The sequence below is a fragment of the Brevibacillus centrosporus genome (genome assembly GCF_046622605.1).
GTDB classification, from domain to species: domain Bacteria; phylum Bacillota; class Bacilli; order Brevibacillales; family Brevibacillaceae; genus Brevibacillus; species Brevibacillus centrosporus.
This window is the reverse complement of the sequence record NZ_CP176856.1, coordinates 4,925,242-4,943,619: the sequence shown is the minus strand read 5'-3', so window position 1 is coordinate 4,943,619 and position 18,378 is coordinate 4,925,242. Positions and strand designations below refer to the sequence as shown.

Annotated in this window: 20 protein-coding genes; 12 read left to right on the top strand and 8 right to left on the bottom strand. The window is 51.3% G+C overall.

Translation table 11 applies throughout. The features are described 5' to 3' along the window. Positions 1-2: 2 nt before the first annotated feature. On the top strand, positions 3-1,091 hold the full coding sequence (locus tag ACLIN2_RS24930; protein WP_122923551.1) for a GerAB/ArcD/ProY family transporter: 1,089 nt from the start codon (positions 3-5) through the stop codon (positions 1,089-1,091). Beyond that, a complete protein-coding gene (locus ACLIN2_RS24925; protein ID WP_411502449.1) occupies positions 1,088-2,248 on the top strand; it encodes a Ger(x)C family spore germination protein in 1,161 nt (386 codons plus the stop codon). Before ACLIN2_RS24930 ends, ACLIN2_RS24925 begins: the two co-directional genes overlap by 4 nt. Positions 2,249-2,368: 120 nt before the next feature. On the opposite strand, the gene ACLIN2_RS24920 is transcribed toward ACLIN2_RS24925, so the two are convergent. Next, positions 2,369-3,379 carry a M23 family metallopeptidase gene (locus ACLIN2_RS24920; protein WP_122923786.1) on the bottom strand — a complete coding sequence of 337 codons (1,011 nt, stop codon included), beginning with the start codon at positions 3,377-3,379 and terminating at the stop codon, positions 2,369-2,371. 136 nt (positions 3,380-3,515) lie between these two features. On the opposite strand from ACLIN2_RS24920, the gene larC reads away from it, so the two are divergent. Together larC and ACLIN2_RS24910 are read left to right on the top strand one after the other, a co-directional pair. Then, positions 3,516-4,502: a nickel insertion protein gene (larC, locus tag ACLIN2_RS24915; RefSeq protein WP_301169794.1), complete on the top strand. Its 987-nt coding sequence runs from the start codon at positions 3,516-3,518 to the stop codon at positions 4,500-4,502. Between the two features lie 95 nt (positions 4,503-4,597). After that, positions 4,598-5,149, top strand: a complete 552-nt coding sequence (locus ACLIN2_RS24910; RefSeq protein ID WP_092273468.1) for a DJ-1/PfpI family protein — start codon at positions 4,598-4,600, stop codon at positions 5,147-5,149. A gap of 57 nt (positions 5,150-5,206) precedes the next feature. Here the strand turns inward: ACLIN2_RS24910 and ACLIN2_RS24905 are convergent, their stop codons facing one another. Next, positions 5,207-5,974 (bottom strand): LarC family nickel insertion protein, encoded by a 768-nt coding sequence (locus tag ACLIN2_RS24905; RefSeq protein WP_122923549.1) that lies wholly within the window; start codon positions 5,972-5,974, stop codon positions 5,207-5,209. 137 nt (positions 5,975-6,111) lie between these two features. Here ACLIN2_RS24905 and ACLIN2_RS24900 point away from each other — a divergent pair, with 137 nt between their 5' ends. From ACLIN2_RS24900 to lipA, 3 genes are read left to right on the top strand one after another with little or no spacing between them, the layout of a single operon-like run. Next, positions 6,112-7,236, top strand: a complete 1,125-nt coding sequence (locus tag ACLIN2_RS24900; protein WP_411502448.1) for a metallophosphoesterase family protein — start codon at positions 6,112-6,114, stop codon at positions 7,234-7,236. Beyond that, complete coding sequence (locus ACLIN2_RS24895; RefSeq protein WP_411502447.1) at positions 7,233-9,437, top strand: ATP-binding protein; 2,205 nt, start codon at positions 7,233-7,235, stop codon at positions 9,435-9,437. Before ACLIN2_RS24900 ends, ACLIN2_RS24895 begins: the two co-directional genes overlap by 4 nt. A 44-nt stretch (positions 9,438-9,481) precedes the next feature. Next, entirely contained in the window at positions 9,482-10,396 is a 915-nt protein-coding gene (lipA, locus tag ACLIN2_RS24890; RefSeq protein ID WP_258957820.1) for a lipoyl synthase, read from the top strand. A gap of 80 nt (positions 10,397-10,476) precedes the next feature. On the opposite strand, the gene ACLIN2_RS24885 is transcribed toward lipA, so the two are convergent. Further along, positions 10,477-11,448 carry a YhcN/YlaJ family sporulation lipoprotein gene (locus ACLIN2_RS24885; protein WP_411502446.1) on the bottom strand — a complete coding sequence of 324 codons (972 nt, stop codon included), beginning with the start codon at positions 11,446-11,448 and terminating at the stop codon, positions 10,477-10,479. Between the two features lie 125 nt (positions 11,449-11,573). Between ACLIN2_RS24885 and ACLIN2_RS24880 the strand changes: the two genes are divergently transcribed. Beyond that, positions 11,574-12,188 (top strand): YutD family protein, encoded by a 615-nt coding sequence (locus tag ACLIN2_RS24880; protein WP_301169790.1) that lies wholly within the window; start codon positions 11,574-11,576, stop codon positions 12,186-12,188. 145 nt (positions 12,189-12,333) lie between these two features. On the opposite strand, the gene ACLIN2_RS24875 is transcribed toward ACLIN2_RS24880, so the two are convergent. The 4 genes from ACLIN2_RS24875 to glpX all read right to left on the bottom strand — a co-directional run bounded on the left by ACLIN2_RS24875 (position 12,334) and on the right by glpX (position 15,532). Then, a complete protein-coding gene (locus tag ACLIN2_RS24875; RefSeq protein ID WP_301169789.1) occupies positions 12,334-12,606 on the bottom strand; it encodes a hypothetical protein in 273 nt (90 codons plus the stop codon). A gap of 171 nt (positions 12,607-12,777) precedes the next feature. Continuing rightward, positions 12,778-14,114, bottom strand: a protein-coding gene (locus ACLIN2_RS24870) for an IS3 family transposase (protein ID WP_411502445.1) whose coding sequence is annotated in 2 segments (ribosomal slippage) — positions 12,778-13,721 and positions 13,721-14,114 — 1,338 coding nt in all. Because the reading frame shifts where the segments join, the coding sequence is not laid out codon by codon here. 166 nt (positions 14,115-14,280) lie between these two features. Continuing rightward, the gene (locus ACLIN2_RS24865; RefSeq protein ID WP_092273018.1) at positions 14,281-14,547 is read right to left on the bottom strand and encodes a DUF3055 domain-containing protein; all 267 of its coding nucleotides are present in this window, start codon (positions 14,545-14,547) and stop codon (positions 14,281-14,283) included. Positions 14,548-14,557: 10 nt separating this feature from the next. Next, a complete protein-coding gene (glpX, locus tag ACLIN2_RS24860; RefSeq protein ID WP_411502444.1) occupies positions 14,558-15,532 on the bottom strand; it encodes a class II fructose-bisphosphatase in 975 nt (324 codons plus the stop codon). A gap of 120 nt (positions 15,533-15,652) precedes the next feature. Between glpX and ACLIN2_RS24855 the strand changes: the two genes are divergently transcribed. The 4 genes from ACLIN2_RS24855 to ACLIN2_RS24840 all read left to right on the top strand — a co-directional run bounded on the left by ACLIN2_RS24855 (position 15,653) and on the right by ACLIN2_RS24840 (position 17,801). Beyond that, positions 15,653-15,760, top strand: coding sequence for a hypothetical protein (locus tag ACLIN2_RS24855; RefSeq protein WP_049741614.1), 108 nt, complete (start codon positions 15,653-15,655; stop codon positions 15,758-15,760). 12 nt (positions 15,761-15,772) lie between these two features. Continuing rightward, complete coding sequence (locus tag ACLIN2_RS24850) at positions 15,773-16,207, top strand: DUF86 domain-containing protein (protein WP_327933104.1); 435 nt, start codon at positions 15,773-15,775, stop codon at positions 16,205-16,207. Between the two features lie 97 nt (positions 16,208-16,304). Beyond that, entirely contained in the window at positions 16,305-16,934 is a 630-nt protein-coding gene (locus ACLIN2_RS24845) for a helix-turn-helix transcriptional regulator (protein ID WP_092273010.1), read from the top strand. An 87-nt stretch (positions 16,935-17,021) separates the two neighbouring features. Further along, positions 17,022-17,801 (top strand): TIGR01457 family HAD-type hydrolase, encoded by a 780-nt coding sequence (locus ACLIN2_RS24840; RefSeq protein WP_411502443.1) that lies wholly within the window; start codon positions 17,022-17,024, stop codon positions 17,799-17,801. Here the strand turns inward: ACLIN2_RS24840 and ACLIN2_RS24835 are convergent. Further along, positions 17,798-18,313 carry a phosphatidylglycerophosphatase A family protein gene (locus ACLIN2_RS24835; RefSeq protein WP_400588425.1) on the bottom strand — a complete coding sequence of 172 codons (516 nt, stop codon included), beginning with the start codon at positions 18,311-18,313 and terminating at the stop codon, positions 17,798-17,800. The genes ACLIN2_RS24840 and ACLIN2_RS24835 overlap by 4 nt on opposite strands. Positions 18,314-18,378: the final 65 nt, after the last annotated feature.

Below are 18,378 nucleotides of genomic sequence, written 5' to 3'. Positions count from 1 at the left end.
AGATGGATAAAGGACAGATTCATAACCTAGGCCCGTACCATGTGATTGGCCTGGTCTTGAATACGTGCATTGGGGTCAACTTGCTTTCCCTGACCAATTCAGTCAGCAAAATGGGCTACAACCAATGGTGGATGCCTCTCGTTTTGGGGATCATCGTCTCTCTGACGCTATTTCCGATGGTGGCCCTGTGCAAGCGATACCCGGACGATACACTTTATCGCATCAACCAAAAGCTATTGGGCAAGTGGCTGGGAGGCTGCGTCAATATTTTGGTGATCATCTATGCCATCCTGAATGTGACGGCGATTCATTCCGGCTATATCCGGCTGATCCAGACGTCGATGCTGACCGGGCAGACGGTAACCTTGCCGTTGCTCGGGCTGACTCTGGTGATGCTCTACATCACAAACGGAGGGATCAAGCTGGTAGCTCGCTTCTGCATGCTTACCTTCTTTTTTACCGCCTGGACCATTTACTACCTGCAATGGGGGTTCCAAAAGGGTGGATACATGCACATCTTCCCTTTGTTCAACACAAATCTTCCCGACTTTCTCGATGCGCTGGTGCGTTCCTTCCCCAGCATGTTTGGCTATGAGCTCTTGCTCTTCTACTACCCGCATGTAGCAAACAAGCAGAAGGTTTTGCGCCATGCGCTCATTGGCGTATGGCTCGTCGTTCTCATTTATACGTTGATTCTGTTTACCAGCGTGGCGTACTTCTCGACATGGGAGATGGAGCATTTAATCTATCCGATTTTGAATCTTTTTAAGGCAGTGGAGCTATCCTTCTTGGAGCGGATCGAAAATTTGGGGATCGGTCTGTGGGTTTTTCTCATTCTAAGCACGAGTACGGCCTACTTATGGGCAGCGCGAAAAGGGTTTGAGGATTTTGCCGGATACAAGAAGGCATGGCATCTGTTGCTGCCCGCGATCCTGTCCTACTTCATTATCCGCGGTCCGCTCACGATGGAAACCCAGAAATTCCTATACGACAAAATCACCCTGTACATGGGAGTCGTGGTCATTTTATGGCCGCTTCTCTTGCTGGCGATTCATTCGCTCCGCGGCCAAAATGGAGGGAAGGAGGCATGAGGAGACGTGTCCTTTTCTTGATGCTGATTTTGGCGGCAGCGATCGCTCTTGTTGGATGTGCACCGCAGTTTGAGCGTCCTTCTCTGGAGGATATGGCCATGATCGGGGTCATCGGCTTTGATTTTACGGGCAATACGGAAGAGGTCAAAGTGAGTGTTTCGATTCCGATACCGTCCAGTAAGGAAAGGGAAGTGACGCAAAGCTACACGGCTGTATCCGAGGTGGCGAGCGAAGCGTTAGTGGGCTTGTCCACGATGGCAGAGCGGTCCATGTCTTTGTCACAGCTGCGGGTAATATTGATCAGTGAGGAATATGCCCGAAAAGTTGGCATTAGCAAAGTCATTCTGGATTTGTACCGGAATCCTATTGTGGGGGAAAACGTTTTTGTAGCGATCGCCAAAGGACGGGCAGAGGACGTCATTAAGGCAAACTACCAGCACAAGCCCGAGCTGAATACGTATTTGAACTATTTGCTGCGGCCCCGCGTCGAAACGGCTTTTTCCTCGTTCACCACGATCAAGGACTTCGTCTTTATGCTGACCTGTGACTGCGGGGATCCAAACATGCCTTATTTGATGAAGAAAGCGGATGATGTGATTGTTTCGAAAGTAGCCCTCTTTCACAGGGACAAAATGATCGGCTTTCTTTCGCAGCGGGAAGGCAAGCTCGTGCAGGCGATGCTAGGGAAGAGAAGGCTTCCGAGAATGAGCTTTCACTTTCCGACCAGGACAGGCTCGAGTACGCATTCGGTCAATCGGATCGAGTCCACTGCAGAACAAAAAAGCGAGCAAGTCATATTGGATTTTGTCTGGGCAAAGGGCAGGGTGAAAAGCAACGGGAGTCAGACGAACCCGATGGTCCACATCAAGCTGGAGATGCGGGCAACGATTGTGGGTTATACGGGAAATGATTCCTTGGACAATAAGGCTCAGTTTGAGGCGTTGAGAAGGGAAATTGAAGGGCAGATCAAGAAGGAAACAGTCGCGATGCTGATTCGGTTTCAAAAGGCAGGCGTCGATCCGGCTCAGCTGGAGGAGAGCTTTCGCCAAAAGTACCGTGGAAAGTGGGATCGTACGGTTGGCTTGAAATTCTATGAGAAGGCTGGATTTGACGTCGATGTGAGCATGGAGATTATCGCGTTCGGAACGATGAATTGAGCTTGTGGCAGGCGAAAACAGCACTATCTGGCGAAGGAGCGGCGCGAAGGGGCTTTTTGTCCAATAAAAAGAAGCGGTCGAAAACCGCTTCATACATGCCTTGTTCCGCAGCTTTTTCGTTTATCGCTTCCTGCTTTGGCGTTCCCAGCGCCGCAGGTAAGGGTACGGATCAAATGCCCAATCCGGTCCTCCTGTCTCGCGGTACATGCCATAGTGCAGATGAGGGGGAAACTTGCCGGCAGTCCCCGGCTTCCCGTAGCCAGAGCTTCCGACGTAGCCCAGCACCTGTCCAGGCTCTACGATGTCTCCAGGCTTCAGTCCCTTTTTAAAGGAAGAGAGGTGAGCGAAATAGTGGTAGACGTTACCCATGTCGCGCATGCCAATCCGCCATCCGCCATAACGGTTCCAGCCGATCACCTCGATGACGCCGTAAGCCGTGCTCAGTACGGGAGTTCCGTAGGAGGCAAAAATATCCGTGCCTTCATGAATTCGTCGGCCGCCCCATCCACGTGCGTCGCCCCAGGTGTCGCGATAGCTGTAGGAATAGCGTGGAGGAATCGGAAAACGCCGATCGTCCAGATGAAGATGCTGGTACTTCGCATAGACCTGGGCAAATTGCTTGATTGTTTTCACGGAGCGGTCTCGCTGGTAGTAGTTCCAGAGGGCGATCGGCCAGTCTTCGGCAGAGATGCCATACCCCGACAAGTAGTGAACGACGGAAGTCAGCACGTCCAGATCGTTGCTGCGATCTGCGATTCCATCTCCATCGCCGTCCATTCCCAAACCGCTAAAGTAGCGGATGGAGATGGGGTTGGTGTCCTCCAGATCCGGATTCCACAGCCCGCACCAGCGTTCAGAGGGAATATCAAAAGCAGTCATGCGTGTGGAAGGCTCTTCGTTCTTCTGCTTCTTTTTCCGTATCTGCATCGCCCGCTCGTATTGATCCATGGCAGCCAAATAAGTCCAGGGAACGCCGTATAACGTTTCCATCCGCTGAAATAGCTGCAGACGCTCCTTTAAAATCGGCTCGTCATTAGAGGCGGATGGAGCTGCGCCAGCGACTGATTCCAGTGGGAGAATAATAGCTGCCATGCACAAGCTGATCTGAATGATTAGGCGGAAAACTCTCATCATGCCGTCTCCCTCCAGCCCAGGTAGTCTCCGTTGTAGTTTTTGCCTGTAGAGATGGTTTATCCAAGATACTTTCTGGAAGATTTGCGGTATGATGCTAGAAAAGGCCAAGCTGCAAAAATCAGGAGGCAAAAACATGAAGCTTGTCATTCGGGCCGACGCGCCGCTGATGCTGCAGGGGCTGATCGAGCCTCTGAAGCGTCTCGGGATATGGTCGGACCAAAAGCACCCAGAAGGCATAGCTGTCGGGAAAAGGCTGCAGGAACAGGCGCAAAAGCGGAGAGCCGAATGCCCGGATGCAGCGTGGGATGAGGCGCAGTGGGCTGCAGAGGAAGCTGCCCTTCTAAAGATCGTGGCACATGGTCCGTCCGATCAGCATATGGCCAGCTGGTTTCTCCAACGGCTGCTGGTGCCTGCGGACATGCCGCTTTCTGTTCTGGAGCTGTTGACGGGCTGGGTGATCCGGGAAAAAGAGCAGTGGCGCAGCGAGTCGATATCCTTGCACGCTATTCTGTGGCTCAAGGAAATAGGAGCAAAGCCAATGCCCCAGCTGCATGGAACGCTGCTGCGCATAGAGCGCGGGGATGATTTGGCGGTGCTGGTGATGGACGAAGAGACTGCTGGGGAAAAGGAAATCCCCACTCTTTGGGAGCAGCGAGATCACTCGGTGGAGCATGTGGATGAAGGCATGCTGATCATGCAAGTCAATCTGGATGACAGCAGTCCGGAATGGTTGGCTTACGTGCTGGAGCAGTGCATGCGAGCTGGCGCAAATGACGTGCATTTTTTACCGGTGACGATGAAAAAAAGCCGCCCGGGAACCCTGCTGCAGGTGATGTGCTACCAGAGTGCAGCAGAGGCCATAAAGACGATCCTTTTTTCAGAAACGACGACCTTTGGGATTCGCACGTTTCCCGTTGCCTGTCACCGTTTGGCACGCCGTTTTGCCACGGCCCAGACGCAGTGGGGGGAAGTGCAGGTCAAACTTGGCTATCATCGCGGAAAACGGGTCCAGGTAGCGCCGGAGTACGCGGTATGCGCCCAGCTCGCCGAAGCCGCCCAGGTGCCTCTCAAGCAGGTGTACCAGGAAGCGATCAGGCTTGCTGTCGAAAAAGTGTTGTGAATTTCCTGTAAAGGAGCAGGAGCGAGCGGACCGTCTAAAGAATTGAAAGTAGAGGGATTTTTTTCCTTTATTTTGATTCTCAAGGAGGCTGTGAGATGAGCAAAAAAGTGTTGATTGTCACAGGAGATGCAGTAGAGGCGTTGGAGGTTTTTTATCCGTATTACCGTTGTCTGGAAGAAGGCTTTGAAACCGTCATTGCTGCTCCTAACGTAAAAACGCTGCATACGGTCCTGCACGATTTTGAAGCTCACAGCGAGACCTATACGGAAAAGCCGGCGTACCAGCTAGCGGCCCATGCTTCTTTTGCCGAGATCAACCCGGAAGCTTTCGATGCCTTGATCATCCCGGGGGGACGCGCGCCTGAGCATATTCGCCTCAACGAGCATCTGAAGCCGATTGTGGCGCACTTCTTTGAAGCCAACAAGCCGGTTGCCGCTATCTGCCACGGCGCTCAGGTCCTGACGATTGTTCGCGAGTACATCGCGGGCAAAGAAATGACAGCGTATCAAGCGTGCAGACCGGATGTAGAAGCATGCGGAGCCATTTATCAAACCGAGACGCTGCACGTGGACGGCAACCTGGTTTCTGGACATGCGTGGCCGGATTTGCCTGGCTTCATGCGCGAGTTTTTGAAGCTGCTTCGTTAATCGGAAAAGGAAGAACCTCCCGAGCGATTGTCTTCGGGAGGTTTTTGTTTTGAGCCGCTACAAATGTCCGACGAGGAGACGCAGGACGTTGGGCTGGTCAGGGAGATCGCGGGTGCCTGCGCCGTACCCGATGGATTCAACTGTCATGGACGGAAGATCGCCAAACTCGTGTACAAGGGCAGCGGCAACTCCTGCGCCTGTGGGAGTCGTCAGCTCTTTTTGGATGGCGGTGCTGCGCAAGGGAATGCCGACGAGCATCTCCATGGTGGCAGGGGCTGGTACAGGATAAAGCCCGTGATCGCAGCGGACATAGCCATTTCCTGTCGGTACATGCCCCGAGTAAATCAGATCAATGCCGAGCTCCTCCAAGCCGAGAGCGATTCCCACTACGTCCACGATCGAGTCCAGTGCGCCAACCTCGTGAAAATGAACCGTTTCTACGGGGACACTATGAATTTTGGCCTCCGCCACGGCGATTTTTTCAAAGATAGCCAGTGCGCGTGCTGTCACGCGGGGAGCCAGATCGGCGGCCTCGATCATTTCCACGATCTCTTTGTAGCCGCGGTGATGATGGTGGTCGTGCTGACCTAAGACCTTTAAGGTTTTCAACGGCTGAACGGCAGGGACATTTTCATCGATGACATCCAGCTTGAGCGCACTCACGCCCGTTTTCACTACCTTTTTCCACTCGAGTCGAAAGTCTCCGAGAGAAAGCTTCCGCAGCTCACCTTCGATTCGGTCGCGATCCGCTCCGGCATCGACCAGTGCGGCGAGGAGCATGTCCCCGCTAATTCCCGAGAAGCAGTCCAAATACGCGATACGCAACAACAATCACTCCTTTTCAAGCATCCGTTTCATCTTGTATCATAAAGGGAAAGTATGTTCGTCTTGCATCTATCTTTCGACCAAATTGTATCATTGGATGCCAAGGATTTCCATGAAAGGAGTGAAGGAGGGCGCCTATGCTGTCTTTTATACATACAGCGGACGTCCATTTGGATGCACCGCTTCACACGTTAACCGATTTGTTTGAGCAAAGACAGGACGATTTTCGCAAGACGATGCGGGGGATTCGCGACCTCGTGCTGGACAGACAGGTGGACTTCTGGCTGATTGCGGGGGATTTGTTGGAATACCACGGTGGACGCAGGTCGACAGCGCTGTTTTTACGCGATTTGTTCGCCAGTATTTCCCCGGTTCCCGTGTGCATTGCCCCAGGAAATCACGATCCGTGGCGGGCAGACTCGTTTTATCAGACCCTGGAGTGGCCGGGGAATGTGCATTGGTTTACGCCGGAGTGGGGCGCGTATGAATTTCCGGAAAAGTCCTGCGTCGTGTACGGATGGGGCTTTCCTCAGCCTCACTTCTTCGAGTCGCCGCTCGCGACCTTTCCAGGAAAGCTGGGCGGCTATCAGCACCACCTGATGGTTCTGCACGCTAGCATTTTAAGCAAGGAAACAGAGGAGCATCATCCCTACGCTCCCGTCGTGTTGCAGGAGCTGGCGGATACCGGTATGGACTATGCAGCACTTGGTCATATCCACAAGGCTGCGCAGTTTTTGCATCCGACGAAAAAGTCTGTCTTTGCCGCCTATCCGGGCTCCCCGGAAGCGCTGAATACCAAGGAGCAGGGGGAACGCTGTGTTCTGTACGGGGAGATCGATGCTACTGGGAAAGTCGTACTCGAGTCGGTTCCTGTGGGGCAGCGCCAAATGCGGCGACGGGAAATCAGCCTCGAAGGTACAGAAACGATGGAGCAGCTGATCGAACTTCTGGAGCAGAAGCTTGCTTCTGAGCGATCCGAGGACATGCTGTACGTGACACTGACAGGGGAGCGCGCCGCTCACTTCGTCCCTTCTACAGCAGTCCTCTCGCAGAGGTTCTCCCGTTTTTTCCAAATCGATGTCACCGATCAAACGTGGCCGGATGTCGATGCGGACAAGCTGATGGCGGAGGCAGGCATCTGGGGAAAATGGTTAGCCAAGCTGGCCCTTCGCGAGCAGCAGGCAACGGATGAGGGAGAGCGGGAAATCATCCGTCTGGCGCGCCGGGAGGCCCTGACGCGGATCGGAGGGAGCATGCGATGAGGATCGAGGAAATTCAGCTGAAAGGCTTCGGTAAATGGCAGGACGAGGTTTTTCGCTTTGCGCCTGGCATCAATGTTTTCGCGGCACCCAATGAATCAGGCAAATCCACCCTTTTGCAAGGAATTTTTGCTGCTTTGTACGGATTGAAGCGCGACTATGTAAAAAGTGCAAGGTATTTGCCGGAGTACGAAAAATATTTGCCGTGGCATCAGGGCGAGTACGAGACAATCATTACTTATGAGCTGGCAGGTAAGTCCTATCGCCTTCATCGCATTTTGCGCAAGGAACGGGAGCAGGCGCGCATTTTTCTCGACCCGGAATGGACGGAACTGACGGATATTTACATGGAGGATCGGCGCCGAGAGCGTGATTTCGTGGAAAAGCACACAGGACTGACGCGCAGCCTTTTCACCGATATTACGTGGATCAGGCGGGAGCCTTTGACTGCAGCTGAACATCTGGTACCTGCGTTGTCGAGCAGCGAAGAGTCCAATCCAGAGGTGCATCTCATGCTGGCAGGGCTAGAGCGGGATTTGAGTGCGATCGGAAAAAAGGAACGTGCTGAAAATACGTTGCTTGGGAAAGCCGGGGCGCTTGTAGCCCAAAAAGAAGTGGAGCTGGCTGGGGCGGAGTCTTCATGGGGGATTATTCGACAATTGACCCAGCAGATCGCTGAATGGGAAGCGGAGAGGATGGAGCTCGAGCAGCAGCGCACCCGAGTCTTGCAACGGCAGCATCGTATAAAAATGCAGGAAGAGGCGTGGAATGAGAGGTGGCAGAAAAGCTACTCCACACCTGCATCGGCTAGTGACTGGCAATGGTGGGAGCGCACAGGTGCTTCTCAGGAAGAAAGGCAGATTCATGAGGAGGCGCAGGCAGCTTTGGCTGGTTTGAGCCACTTGCAAGTGAGCGAGATCACAGAGACCACGGAGATGGACCAGACAGTGGATCAGGAACGGCTGTTGGTTGATTACGAAAAAGGAGTCAGTCTGCGCAAGCGCTGGGAAGAGGGAAATTTACAGCTGGCGAGGCTGGCTGCTACTACCATTACGGCGGGATCCCGGCGTCAAGCCAGAGGCGACCTTCCATCGAAAGCTGCTCGCCAGTCAGCTTGGCTATGGGGAGGAAGCGGTCTGCTTGCCGTTTTAGGCATAGCGGCGGCGGCAGCGGATCAAACTGGACTTTGCATCGCGCTCCTCCTCTTGATGGCAGCAGTGGCAGGGGTGGCATGGAGGAAGGGCCGCTCGAGGGGGATCGAACAGAAACGGAACCAGGAGATCTTTGCACAGGCAGAGGAACTGCAAAGCTTGCAGGAGGAGCTAAGAAGGCTGGAGAATGAGCTTCGCGAGCTGGTTCTTGCTTGGGATGCTCCGGATTGGGAATCCTTTGCGGCAAAAAGAGAGGAGCTTTTGAACAGACAAAGATCGTTCGAGTCCAATCAGTTGAAAGCTCAGCTATCGCGCAAGGGTGCAGAAGCGCAAATCATGAATCGCTGGGGAGAACAATTGCGAGAGCTTCTCGAGCAGGAGCAGCGTGTGCGATTACGAGAATACGAGCATTTTCGCGCAGAGGAACAGCGGATCGAGGAGCGCATGCAGCATGTGCGAGAGCAGATGGCGCGGGCCAATGGAGAAATGGCAGCTCATGACACTGTGCCTGTTGCGAAAGCCAGAGGGGAATACGAGGAAGCCGTAGCGGGATTGCGGCAGCTGCAGCGAAAGCGCGAAGCTCTGCAGACAGCGCGCGAAGCTTTGCAAGAGGCGCTGGCAGAATGGAATCGGGATATCTCGCCTGGCATCAACCAGGAGGCGTCAAATGTGCTGACCCAAATTACAGGCGGCGCGTATCGAGATGTCCGAATGGATCCTCACGAAGGCTTTTCCATCCGAGTGCTGGAGCCATCCCGGCAGATGGTGCTTGAGCAGGAGCAATGCTCGACAGGCACACAGGATCAGCTTTACCTGGCCCAAAGATTATCGCTGGCCCATCAGGTGAGTCAACAGACGGAGCCGCTGCCCCTCTTTTTTGACGATCACTTCGTTCATTACGATGACGAGAGACTGCGCAAGGCTTTGGCTTATATCCACGAGCTGTCTGCGGAGCACCAGATCTTCCTGTTTACGTGTCAAGAAAGGGAGCTGCACATTTTGGAGCGGCTGCTACGTTTTTCTGATCGACATTTCGTGCATACTCTCGGATAGGAAAATAGGTTGCAATCCCAGAAAACCTAGTTCTATAATGAAGGTTGACCAAGTCACAGAGGAGTGAGCCTATGACGCAACGAAAACCGGATTGGCTCAAGATTAACCTAGTATCTGGATCCGAACTAGCCAGTTTTAAGGAACTCAAGCAAACGATGCGCAGCAAGACGCTGCACACTGTTTGTGAAGAAGCGAAATGCCCCAACATTCATGAGTGCTGGGCAAGTGGAACAGCTACTTTCATGATTTTGGGTGATATATGCACCCGTGCCTGTCGTTTCTGTGCCGTAAAAACGGGACTGCCGACCGAGCTGGATCTGGCTGAGCCAGAACGCGTGGCGGAAGCAGCTGAGCAAATGCGGCTGCGACACGTCGTCGTCACCTCGGTTGCACGTGACGATTTGGCGGATGGAGGCGCGCAGATATTTGCAGAGACGATCAAAGCGATTCGTCGTCGGCTGCCTTTTGCTTCTGTAGAAGTCTTGATCCCTGACTTTATGGGCAACTGGGACGCATTAAAAGTCGTCATGGATGCTCGCCCGGATGTATTGAATCACAATATCGAGTCCGTTCGCCGCCTGTCTGACCGGGTTCGTGCCCGTGCCAAATACGACCGGACACTGGCTTTGCTGAAAAAGGCAAAGGAGCTGCAGCCAACCATTCCGACGAAGTCCAGCCTGATGATCGGGGTGGGTGAGACCATCGAGGAAGTTTTGGAAACGATGGATGATTTGCGCGCGGTCGACGTGAACATCATGACGATCGGCCAATATCTGCAGCCGACCAAAAAGCATTTGGCTGTACAAAATTATTACCATCCAGACGAGTTCGCTCGCCTGAAAGAAGAGGGGATGGCGCGTGGCTTTAGCCATGTGGAGTCCGGACCATTGGTTCGCAGCTCGTACCATGCTCACGAACAAGCGAACTCGGCGAAAGAAACCATCGCCCAGGCACTATAACGAAACGATTGAAAACACCCTCCTGCGATCATCATGATTACAGGAGGGTGTTCTTATTGAAACGACCAGATCAGCGAAAGTTACCGACTGGTTGTACCCATTTTGTTTGTGTGAGTACCGTTCATATGACCTTTAGTACCTGTGCTCTTCGCACGTACTTGCTCAGAGTCCGTTGTTCCACCCATACGCTTGATCAAGGTATCGATGCTGGTAGTGTCCTCTGTACGTGCGTTGTGGAGATTGCTGGAACGTGCGGCTACACGAGCAATTTCCTGAATGTCATTCTGGTTGTCTGTCACGTACACCTTGTAGTAACGCGGGGATACGGACAAAGCGTTCATACGCGCTTGGTTTTTGGCGGTTTTCGCGTCGCTGCCATTGGTGTGCAGTCCAACGAAGATTTCCTCATCGGTGACGAGAACGGTTGAGCGTTGAACGCCAGGGCAGCTCGTCGTGACATTACCGACTGCCTGAGCCAAGGCATCACGATCGACATAGACGTTGTGGTTTACGCCTGCCGTGCGCATGTGCTGTCGATCCGTCTGAACGTAGCCCATTCGAGGCATGCCTGTCTGCATAACGCCAGCTCCAGCACGATTCCAGGCATGTTTTTGGTAAATGGAATGATTCATTCCATTCGTCGTGCCTGTCATGGTGCCGTTGTTGACACCTCGCACCCCTGCCGTACCTGTGGCGCTGTTCAAGCCAACATTCCCATCAGGAAATGCGGTATAGGCATTGTAGTTGTGCGTGCCGGCAGTGTTCCCAGGATACATTCCCGTTCCTGTTCCGTTGTAGCTACGGGTGTGGATACCGTCAAAACCACGCGTTGTCACGCCGTCGTAACTGCGGCTGTGATAACCATCGATGTCACGTGCACGCATGCCGTCATAGCTGCGCGTATGCACACCGTCAAAATTGGTCACGTGAGGTGCTGCTTGGTTCGTGGTCGTACGGTTTGGTGTCGTGTAGTTAGGCGCGGCGTTGTTTGCACATGCAGTGGCCAACAGAGCGATACTTGCGATAGCTGGATACAACCATGTCTTTTTCAATGGAAACACCCCCTACACGATAGAATGTCCAGGACACAGCCGCTGTTTTCGTGGGAATATTATCTCTTGCTGCATGAAATATGGTAAGATGGACAAAAGTATACGTGTGTAAGGAGGAAGCGGACTTGATTCGCACGCAAGCCGGTACTTATGAAGTCATGGAAGAAAATCGCGATGGCTGGAATCCGGAAGCCTTCAAGGAGCGCTATAGCGACATCCTAGACAAATACGACTACATCGTAGGGGACTGGGGCTACGGGCAGCTTCGTCTACGGGGATTTTATACAGACCTCAACCGTAAAGTGCCGTTCGAGCAGCGAATCGCCGCTTTAGATGAGTATCTGCATGAATTCTGCAACTTTGGATGCCCTTATTTTGTATTGCGCAAAGTCAAATCGTTCCTCGGAACGGAGGACAGCGGGGCCAGCCAAGACGATACAGCATACGATTTAATCATCGACATTCGCCAGGATAGCAATCGGGAAGACAACGGGAATTCCATTGCAGAACGAAAGGAACGCCGCCGATTCCACCCGCGTCAAAACAAGCAAGAGAAACCGGAACGTAATAACGGAACTCCGCGAAATGATCGAGGCGACAAGCCCAAGTTTTCCAAGGATAAGTCAGATAAAAACAGCAGGGACCAAGGGAAAGACCGTCGTCCCAATCAAATGAGGCCTAACCGAGAGCGCGATAAGGTGCCTACGGGATTGAATCATCGAAATGAAAATCCCAAGTAAAATCATCGTGACGGATGACAAAAACGAGCCCAAGATGTATGGGCTCGTTTTCTTTACCTGCATAATGCGGGAAATAAAAAAGGGCATTCTATCGAAGGAGAGAGAATGCCCTTTTCCTCATCAACATATAGGAGAGATGCTGCTTTTAGTAGCCAAAGCCTCCACCAAAGCCTCCACCGTAACCTCCACCGTAACCTCCACCGTAACCTCCGCCGTACGGATAATAGGGGTAAGGATATGGATAGTAGTAAGGATAAGGGTATGGGTATGGGGGATAAGGGTATGGTTGTGGAACGATAATAACCTCAGGGCGTCGTCTTCCACCGAAAAAGACAGGATTAGCCTGGTCTTCAGGAATCATTTGATATCCCAGTTCAGGCGAGTAATTCTGTTGTTGGTCATATTGATTTGGTTGCATCTTGCGAATGGCACTCCTCTCATTGTCTGTATGTGCAGTAGCAGTATACGAGACATTCGCCTGTGTGGAGCATTGTCCGTCTGGAAATGGGCATACGTCCAAAAGGGGAGGAATAAAAAAAGGAAAGGCACTTGTAAAATGTACCCTTTGTAAAGGACACTTTTAAAAAGTCTAGGCAGCTCTCAGTAGATGATCCCTGTATTGAACGGGGGTCATCTTTTTTAAATTCCATTGGTATCTATAGTGATTGTAGTACGTCATGTAATGCTTAATTTCACGTTTTAATTCTTCAAGACTCGTACATTTCTTAATCGAGGCTTCGTCTTTAAAATGACCAAAAAAGGACTCCTGAGGGGCGTTATCCCAACAATTCCCTCGTCTTGACATCGATTGGCACAATGTAAGTTTCTTCACCAATTTCTGAAAGTCAGGGTGAGTATAATGCGTTCCCTGGTCGGAGTGGATCATGGCATCTTTTGCCCTCTTAAAGTTTCGATTCTTTTTTAATTTGAGAAGGGTATCCGTAGCTAAGTCCATGGTGATACGGTCTGACACATGGTAGGCCAAGATCTCATTGGTCGAACCATCTTTTATCGTGGATAGATAGGCTTTTTGACCTTTGCCGTAATATAGATAGGTGATATCCGTTAAAAGCACTTTCCCAGGAATATTTTGTTTGAATTTTCGGTTTAAAAGGTTGGGTACAACTCGGTGCTCCTGTGTGGCTTTCATCATTCGTCTATATGGATTTGCCTTTCGAATGGGACAAATGATGGCAAATTTCTTCATAATCCTCCGAATACGCTTCAAATTGAAGACAACTTGAAATTGACCCGCCAAGGTCATTTTAATTTGACGAGCCCCTTTCTTACGCCCTTTAAAATGGAAGGCTTTTAAGATGATCTCTTTTGCAATTTCATCCTTCTGGTCTTTTTTCTTTCTCTGTTCCTGCGACTTAGCCGAGAAATAATTATAATAACCGCTACGAGACACACTTGCTACTTCACAAAGATAACGCACCATATGTTTAAGCTGGTACTTTTCAATGACGGAACGGATAAGCATATATTTCTGGTCAGGAGGCAGGACTACGGGCTTTCCTTCAGCCCCCTTTCTGCTATACGAATCTTTTTTAACAGTTCATTTTCGGCTTTTAATAAGTTGTTTTGAGCCTCTAAACGAGCGTACTTTTCCTCTAGAGTCAGTTCCTTTTCACGAGGGCGTCCAGTGTTTTCGGTTCTACTGTCATGCAACCCAAGCAACCCGTTTTCGCGGTATGCGTTAAGCCATCTATCTGCAGATGACTTCACTCTCTGTGGTCCAATTACATCCACATCAAACCCATATTCCTCAAAGATCTGTCTTGGAAATTTTCCTTTTTCGTATTCAACAATAAAAATACGCTTAAATTCATCGGTATAAGTAATTGACTTCGCACTTACTGATTTGATGTGAGAATTTCGCTTTAGTTGGTTCATCTCTTTTTCCGTAAATATCTTCTTGCTCATACTTTCCCCAGCCCCGATTTTTTTCTTAATTATACAGAAAAGTACCCTATAGGTAGACTTTTTTAACGTGTCTACTCTATAGGGTACATTTTACTTGTAGCCCTTCCTTTTTTAACGTGTAGGAATGAATAAGCGTTTACGTTTAGGTTTTCTTACGATCCGTCAATTAAATGACGGTTTCCAAAAACATTTTTAATTCTTCGGCTTCCTGCTCATTGAGATTGAAAGCAAACTCGAGATAGCCTTCTTCCTCCAGGTCGTCCTTGCCGATAATGGCAGAGCGGCCATTTTGAATGTTGATCACGAGCTTTTTGCCGTAAAAACGGTCTGTGGTGGTAATCGCCAAGTCAAAGCGAGTGGCCTCCGCCGTAAAGCTGACAAAGCGAGTCTTGGTATCTTCGGACTCGTCATACAGATAAAACAAATCAGCCATGTGTTTCCCTCTACTTCCATAAGAGATTAGGTTTGTGTTCTACATTGTGCAAGGCACGGACGAAGCGGATCGTTTTGGTTTGGGCGCGCATGACGAGAGAGTGAGTCTCGACCATGTCATCACCCAGATAGCGAACGCCTTGCAGCAGTTCCCCATCCGATACACCGGTTGCCGCAAAAATGGCATCCTCGCCTTTTACCATATCATTCAAAGTAAGCAGCTGCTCTGGATCGGCCAGCCCCATTTTGATGCAGCGTTCCCGTTCTGCATCGTTTTGCGGTTTGAGCTGTGCCTGCATGTCGCCGCCTAGACATTTGATTGCCGCAGCGCTGATGACTCCCTCTGGTGCACCGCCGATGCCAAGAAACAGATCGATCCCGGTATGCGGCAAGCAAGCGGCGATGGCAGCCCCGACGTCTCCATCCCCAAAGAGCTTGACGCGGGCACCTTTGTCCCGGACAGCATCGATGATGTGCTGATGGCGCTCACGTTCCTGAACGATTACAGTCACGTCCGAAATCCGCTTGTTGTTTGCTTCAGCTACGACCTCAATCATTTTATCCACCGGATCAAAAAGGCTGATCTTGCCAGCCGCACGTTTTCCGACAGCCATTTTCATCATGTACATGTCTGGAGCGTGCAGCAGGGTACCCCGATCGCCGACAGCAATAACGGACATAGCGTTGTTATGGCCCTTGGCAACGATGGTGGTTCCCTCCAATGGATCGACAGCGATGTCTACTTCTGGCCCACCTGCGTCCGGATTTCCCAGCTTTTCTCCGATGTAGAGCATAGGGGCTTCGTCTAGCTCACCTTCACCGATGACGACGGTTCCCCGCATGTTGATCGTGTCAAACATGGCGCGCATGGCGCTAGTTGCTGCTCCATCTGCCTCGTTCTTTTTTCCTCGTCCCATCCAGTGAGAGGAGGCGAGAGCAGCCATCTCCGTTACACGCACAATTTCTAGTGCCAGTTCGCGTTCCATTGTTGTGTGTTCCTCCCTTATGCCGGTAAAAATTCACCACACCATTGTAACATAAAGTACAAGCTGTCGCGTTCGCCCGTACAAATTTGGTATACTGTTGAAGGAAAAGAGGTGAAACCCGTGAACAATTCCTATTTGCAGGAAGGGGAATTGGTGCTTCTCGTCCTGGTGCTGACTTTTGTGTTTACGATATACTACGCAAAGCGCAAAGCAAAAAAGCGAAAGTAAGGAGAATTACTCATGTACGATGTGAATACGAAACGAATTGACCAAGTTTTAGCATATATGTCTTCGATGCTTGATTTGCTGGACAAGCTGAAGGAACGAGGAGCAGAAGCGGTGTTGGCGGACGAAGTGGCTGTAGCAGCGATGGAGCGGGCCCTGCACTTGTCTATCGAGGGAGTCGTTGACGTGGGGAATGCGTTGATTGACGGCTTTATCATGCGTGATCCAGGCAGCTATAGTGATATTGTAGAAATCTTGCGTGACGAGCAGGTCATTTCGGGAGAGCAGGCTAAGGTCCTGACGCAAGTGACCGAGTTCCGCAAGTATTTGGTCAATGAATATACAAACGTGCCTGCAGCAGAGATGTTTGCACTGGTTGCAGAGGCAAGTCCTGCGCTGCGTCAGTTTGATCCGGCTGTTCGTGCCTTTTTGGATAAAGAACTTTTTTAGAAAAATGGCATCAGCGGATTTTTTATACAAAACACTTTCATTAGTTTACTAAAGCGACCTGATCCGCTACAATAGGGAGAAAGGGCGGTGAATACGTATGACAAATGAAGGAACGTCCACCCGTGACCAAATTCTTCACATGCTCAAGGTAAAAGGCTCTTTGTCGGTTAGCGACATGGCGGTTGAGCTGGGAATTACGGAAATGGCAGTAAGACGCCATCTGAATACCCTCGAGAGGGACAACTTGATCAAGTCATCGCTTGTCCGTCAAGCGATGGGGCGTCCAACGAATGTATATTCCTTGTCGCAGGAGGCAGACGAACTGTTTCCGCGCAATTATTCTCATTTGACGTTAGACTTTTTGCAGGATCTGAAAGATATGGACGGCATCGGGAAAGTGGAAATGCTGTTTCGACGCCGGGAAAACCGTCTGGAGGAAAACTACCGCACTCATATGCAGGGAGACCTGGAGGAGCGCGTAGCGAAGCTTGCAGAGCTGCAGAACGACAAGGGCTACATGGTAGAGTGGGAAAAGGATGAGCAAGGACAGGGCTACCGGATTCAGGAGTTTAACTGTCCGATCTCGCAGGTTGCGCGTGAGTTCAATCAGGCCTGCAACTGTGAGCTTTCCTTGTTCCGGCGCGTGCTGAATGCCAACGTGGAGCAAACCTCCTGTATGGCAAAAGGCGGAGAGAAATGCGTGTTTGAAATCAAGGAAGGCCGCTGACGGTAAAATGGCCGATAGAAAATCCACTCCACGGCGAGTGGTTTTTTGTTTGAAAGAGAGGATGTAGAAAAAGGAGGCCGGGAAATCATGACAGCTTACAAAGGCTACTTGCTGGATCTGGACGGTACGATATTTCGAGGGGGAGAAGCCATCCCCGGTGCGGCAGCGTTTATTTCCTATCTGAAAGAGCAGGGCATCCCGTACCTGTATCTGACCAACAATTCTTCAGCGTCACAGGTCCATGTGGCGGAGCGGCTTTGCGGGATGGGGATTGAGGCAAAGCCTGAGGATGTTTATACCTCCAGCATGGCAGCCGCAACCTATTTACGGGAGCAGGCGCCTGCAGGTGCGAAGGTGTACATGATCGGGGAAGCCGGTCTGGAAGAGCAGCTGACAGAGGCCGGATTTATCCTGTCCGAAGAGACACCGCAATATGTCGTAGTAGGGATTGATCGAGCCTTTACCTATGAAAAGCTGGCAATCGCGACTCGCGCGGTGCGCGCCGGTGCCGTTTTGCTTGCGACCAATGCGGATGCTGCTTTGCCAACAGACAAAGGGCTTTTCCCGGGAAACGGCTCACTCGTAGCGGCTGTATCGGTAGCATCCGCTACTGCACCGATCGTGATCGGAAAACCACAGCCGATTATCGTGAAATACGCGTTGGAACGACTGGGCACCTGTGCCGAAGAAACATTGATCGTGGGGGACAACCTGTACACGGATATTGAAGCGGGAGAAAGCAGTGGGCTGGATAGCCTACTGGTACTCACGGGGTATTCGACGCGAGAGGAAGCAGACCGTCATCCCGCACGTCCCACCTATATCGCAAAAGACCTCAGCGAATGGCAAAGAACGCTGATTCGCTAATCCTCTAAGCATTCCTCCTGTTGCTTTTGGCGATGGGCGATCCGGCTGGAAGCAGCGGCAGCGATCGCCCCGACCAAATCATCCAAAAAAGTATGTACACCATTATTCTTATCGTTCAGATATGCCAGCTTACCGTGTTTCAGCTTGTCTACATAGCCAAAATTGGTAAAGCCGATGCTCCCGTACAGATTGACGATGGCAAGCGCCAGCACTTCATCCACGCCATACAGGGGCTCGTCCGTTTCGATAATCGATTGCAGCGGTGGAAGCAGCTTTTTTTGTTCGGCGAGCATATCCAGCTGAATTCCGGTTAGGAGGGCATTTTGCACCTCTCGCTTTTTCAAAACGGCTTTTACACTCTCGAGGCACATCTCCAGCGTCAGATTCGGGACGTAGTTGATCTGCAAAAAATGGACAATCTCTGCGATGTCATCCAGACTGACACCGCGTTTGGCCAACAAATCGATGACGACCTCCAGGCACGAGTTGCTATTCAGCGGATGCTCACTCATACGTTTTCTCCTCCTCCGTTAACCACGCGAATAGTATCTGCAAGGAAATAGGCACCTATCCCGAT

Coding starts and splice junctions, on each gene's coding strand:
- ACLIN2_RS24930 (WP_122923551.1), top strand. CDS start 3: ATGGATAAAGGACAGATTCATAACCTAGGCCCGTACCATGTGATTGGC.
- ACLIN2_RS24925 (WP_411502449.1), top strand. CDS start 1,088: ATGAGGAGACGTGTCCTTTTCTTGATGCTGATTTTGGCGGCAGCGATC.
- ACLIN2_RS24920 (WP_122923786.1), bottom strand. CDS start 3,379: ATGAGAGTTTTCCGCCTAATCATTCAGATCAGCTTGTGCATGGCAGCT.
- larC (WP_301169794.1), top strand. CDS start 3,516: ATGAAGCTTGTCATTCGGGCCGACGCGCCGCTGATGCTGCAGGGGCTG.
- ACLIN2_RS24910 (WP_092273468.1), top strand. CDS start 4,598: ATGAGCAAAAAAGTGTTGATTGTCACAGGAGATGCAGTAGAGGCGTTG.
- ACLIN2_RS24900 (WP_411502448.1), top strand. CDS start 6,112: ATGCTGTCTTTTATACATACAGCGGACGTCCATTTGGATGCACCGCTT.
- ACLIN2_RS24895 (WP_411502447.1), top strand. CDS start 7,233: ATGAGGATCGAGGAAATTCAGCTGAAAGGCTTCGGTAAATGGCAGGAC.
- ACLIN2_RS24875 (WP_301169789.1), bottom strand. CDS start 12,606: ATGCAACCAAATCAATATGACCAACAACAGAATTACTCGCCTGAACTG.
- ACLIN2_RS24865 (WP_092273018.1), bottom strand. CDS start 14,547: ATGGCTGATTTGTTTTATCTGTATGACGAGTCCGAAGATACCAAGACT.
- glpX (WP_411502444.1), bottom strand. CDS start 15,532: ATGGAACGCGAACTGGCACTAGAAATTGTGCGTGTAACGGAGATGGCT.
- ACLIN2_RS24850 (WP_327933104.1), top strand. CDS start 15,773: ATGTACGATGTGAATACGAAACGAATTGACCAAGTTTTAGCATATATG.
- ACLIN2_RS24845 (WP_092273010.1), top strand. CDS start 16,305: ATGACAAATGAAGGAACGTCCACCCGTGACCAAATTCTTCACATGCTC.
- ACLIN2_RS24840 (WP_411502443.1), top strand. CDS start 17,022: ATGACAGCTTACAAAGGCTACTTGCTGGATCTGGACGGTACGATATTT.
- ACLIN2_RS24835 (WP_400588425.1), bottom strand. CDS start 18,313: ATGAGTGAGCATCCGCTGAATAGCAACTCGTGCCTGGAGGTCGTCATC.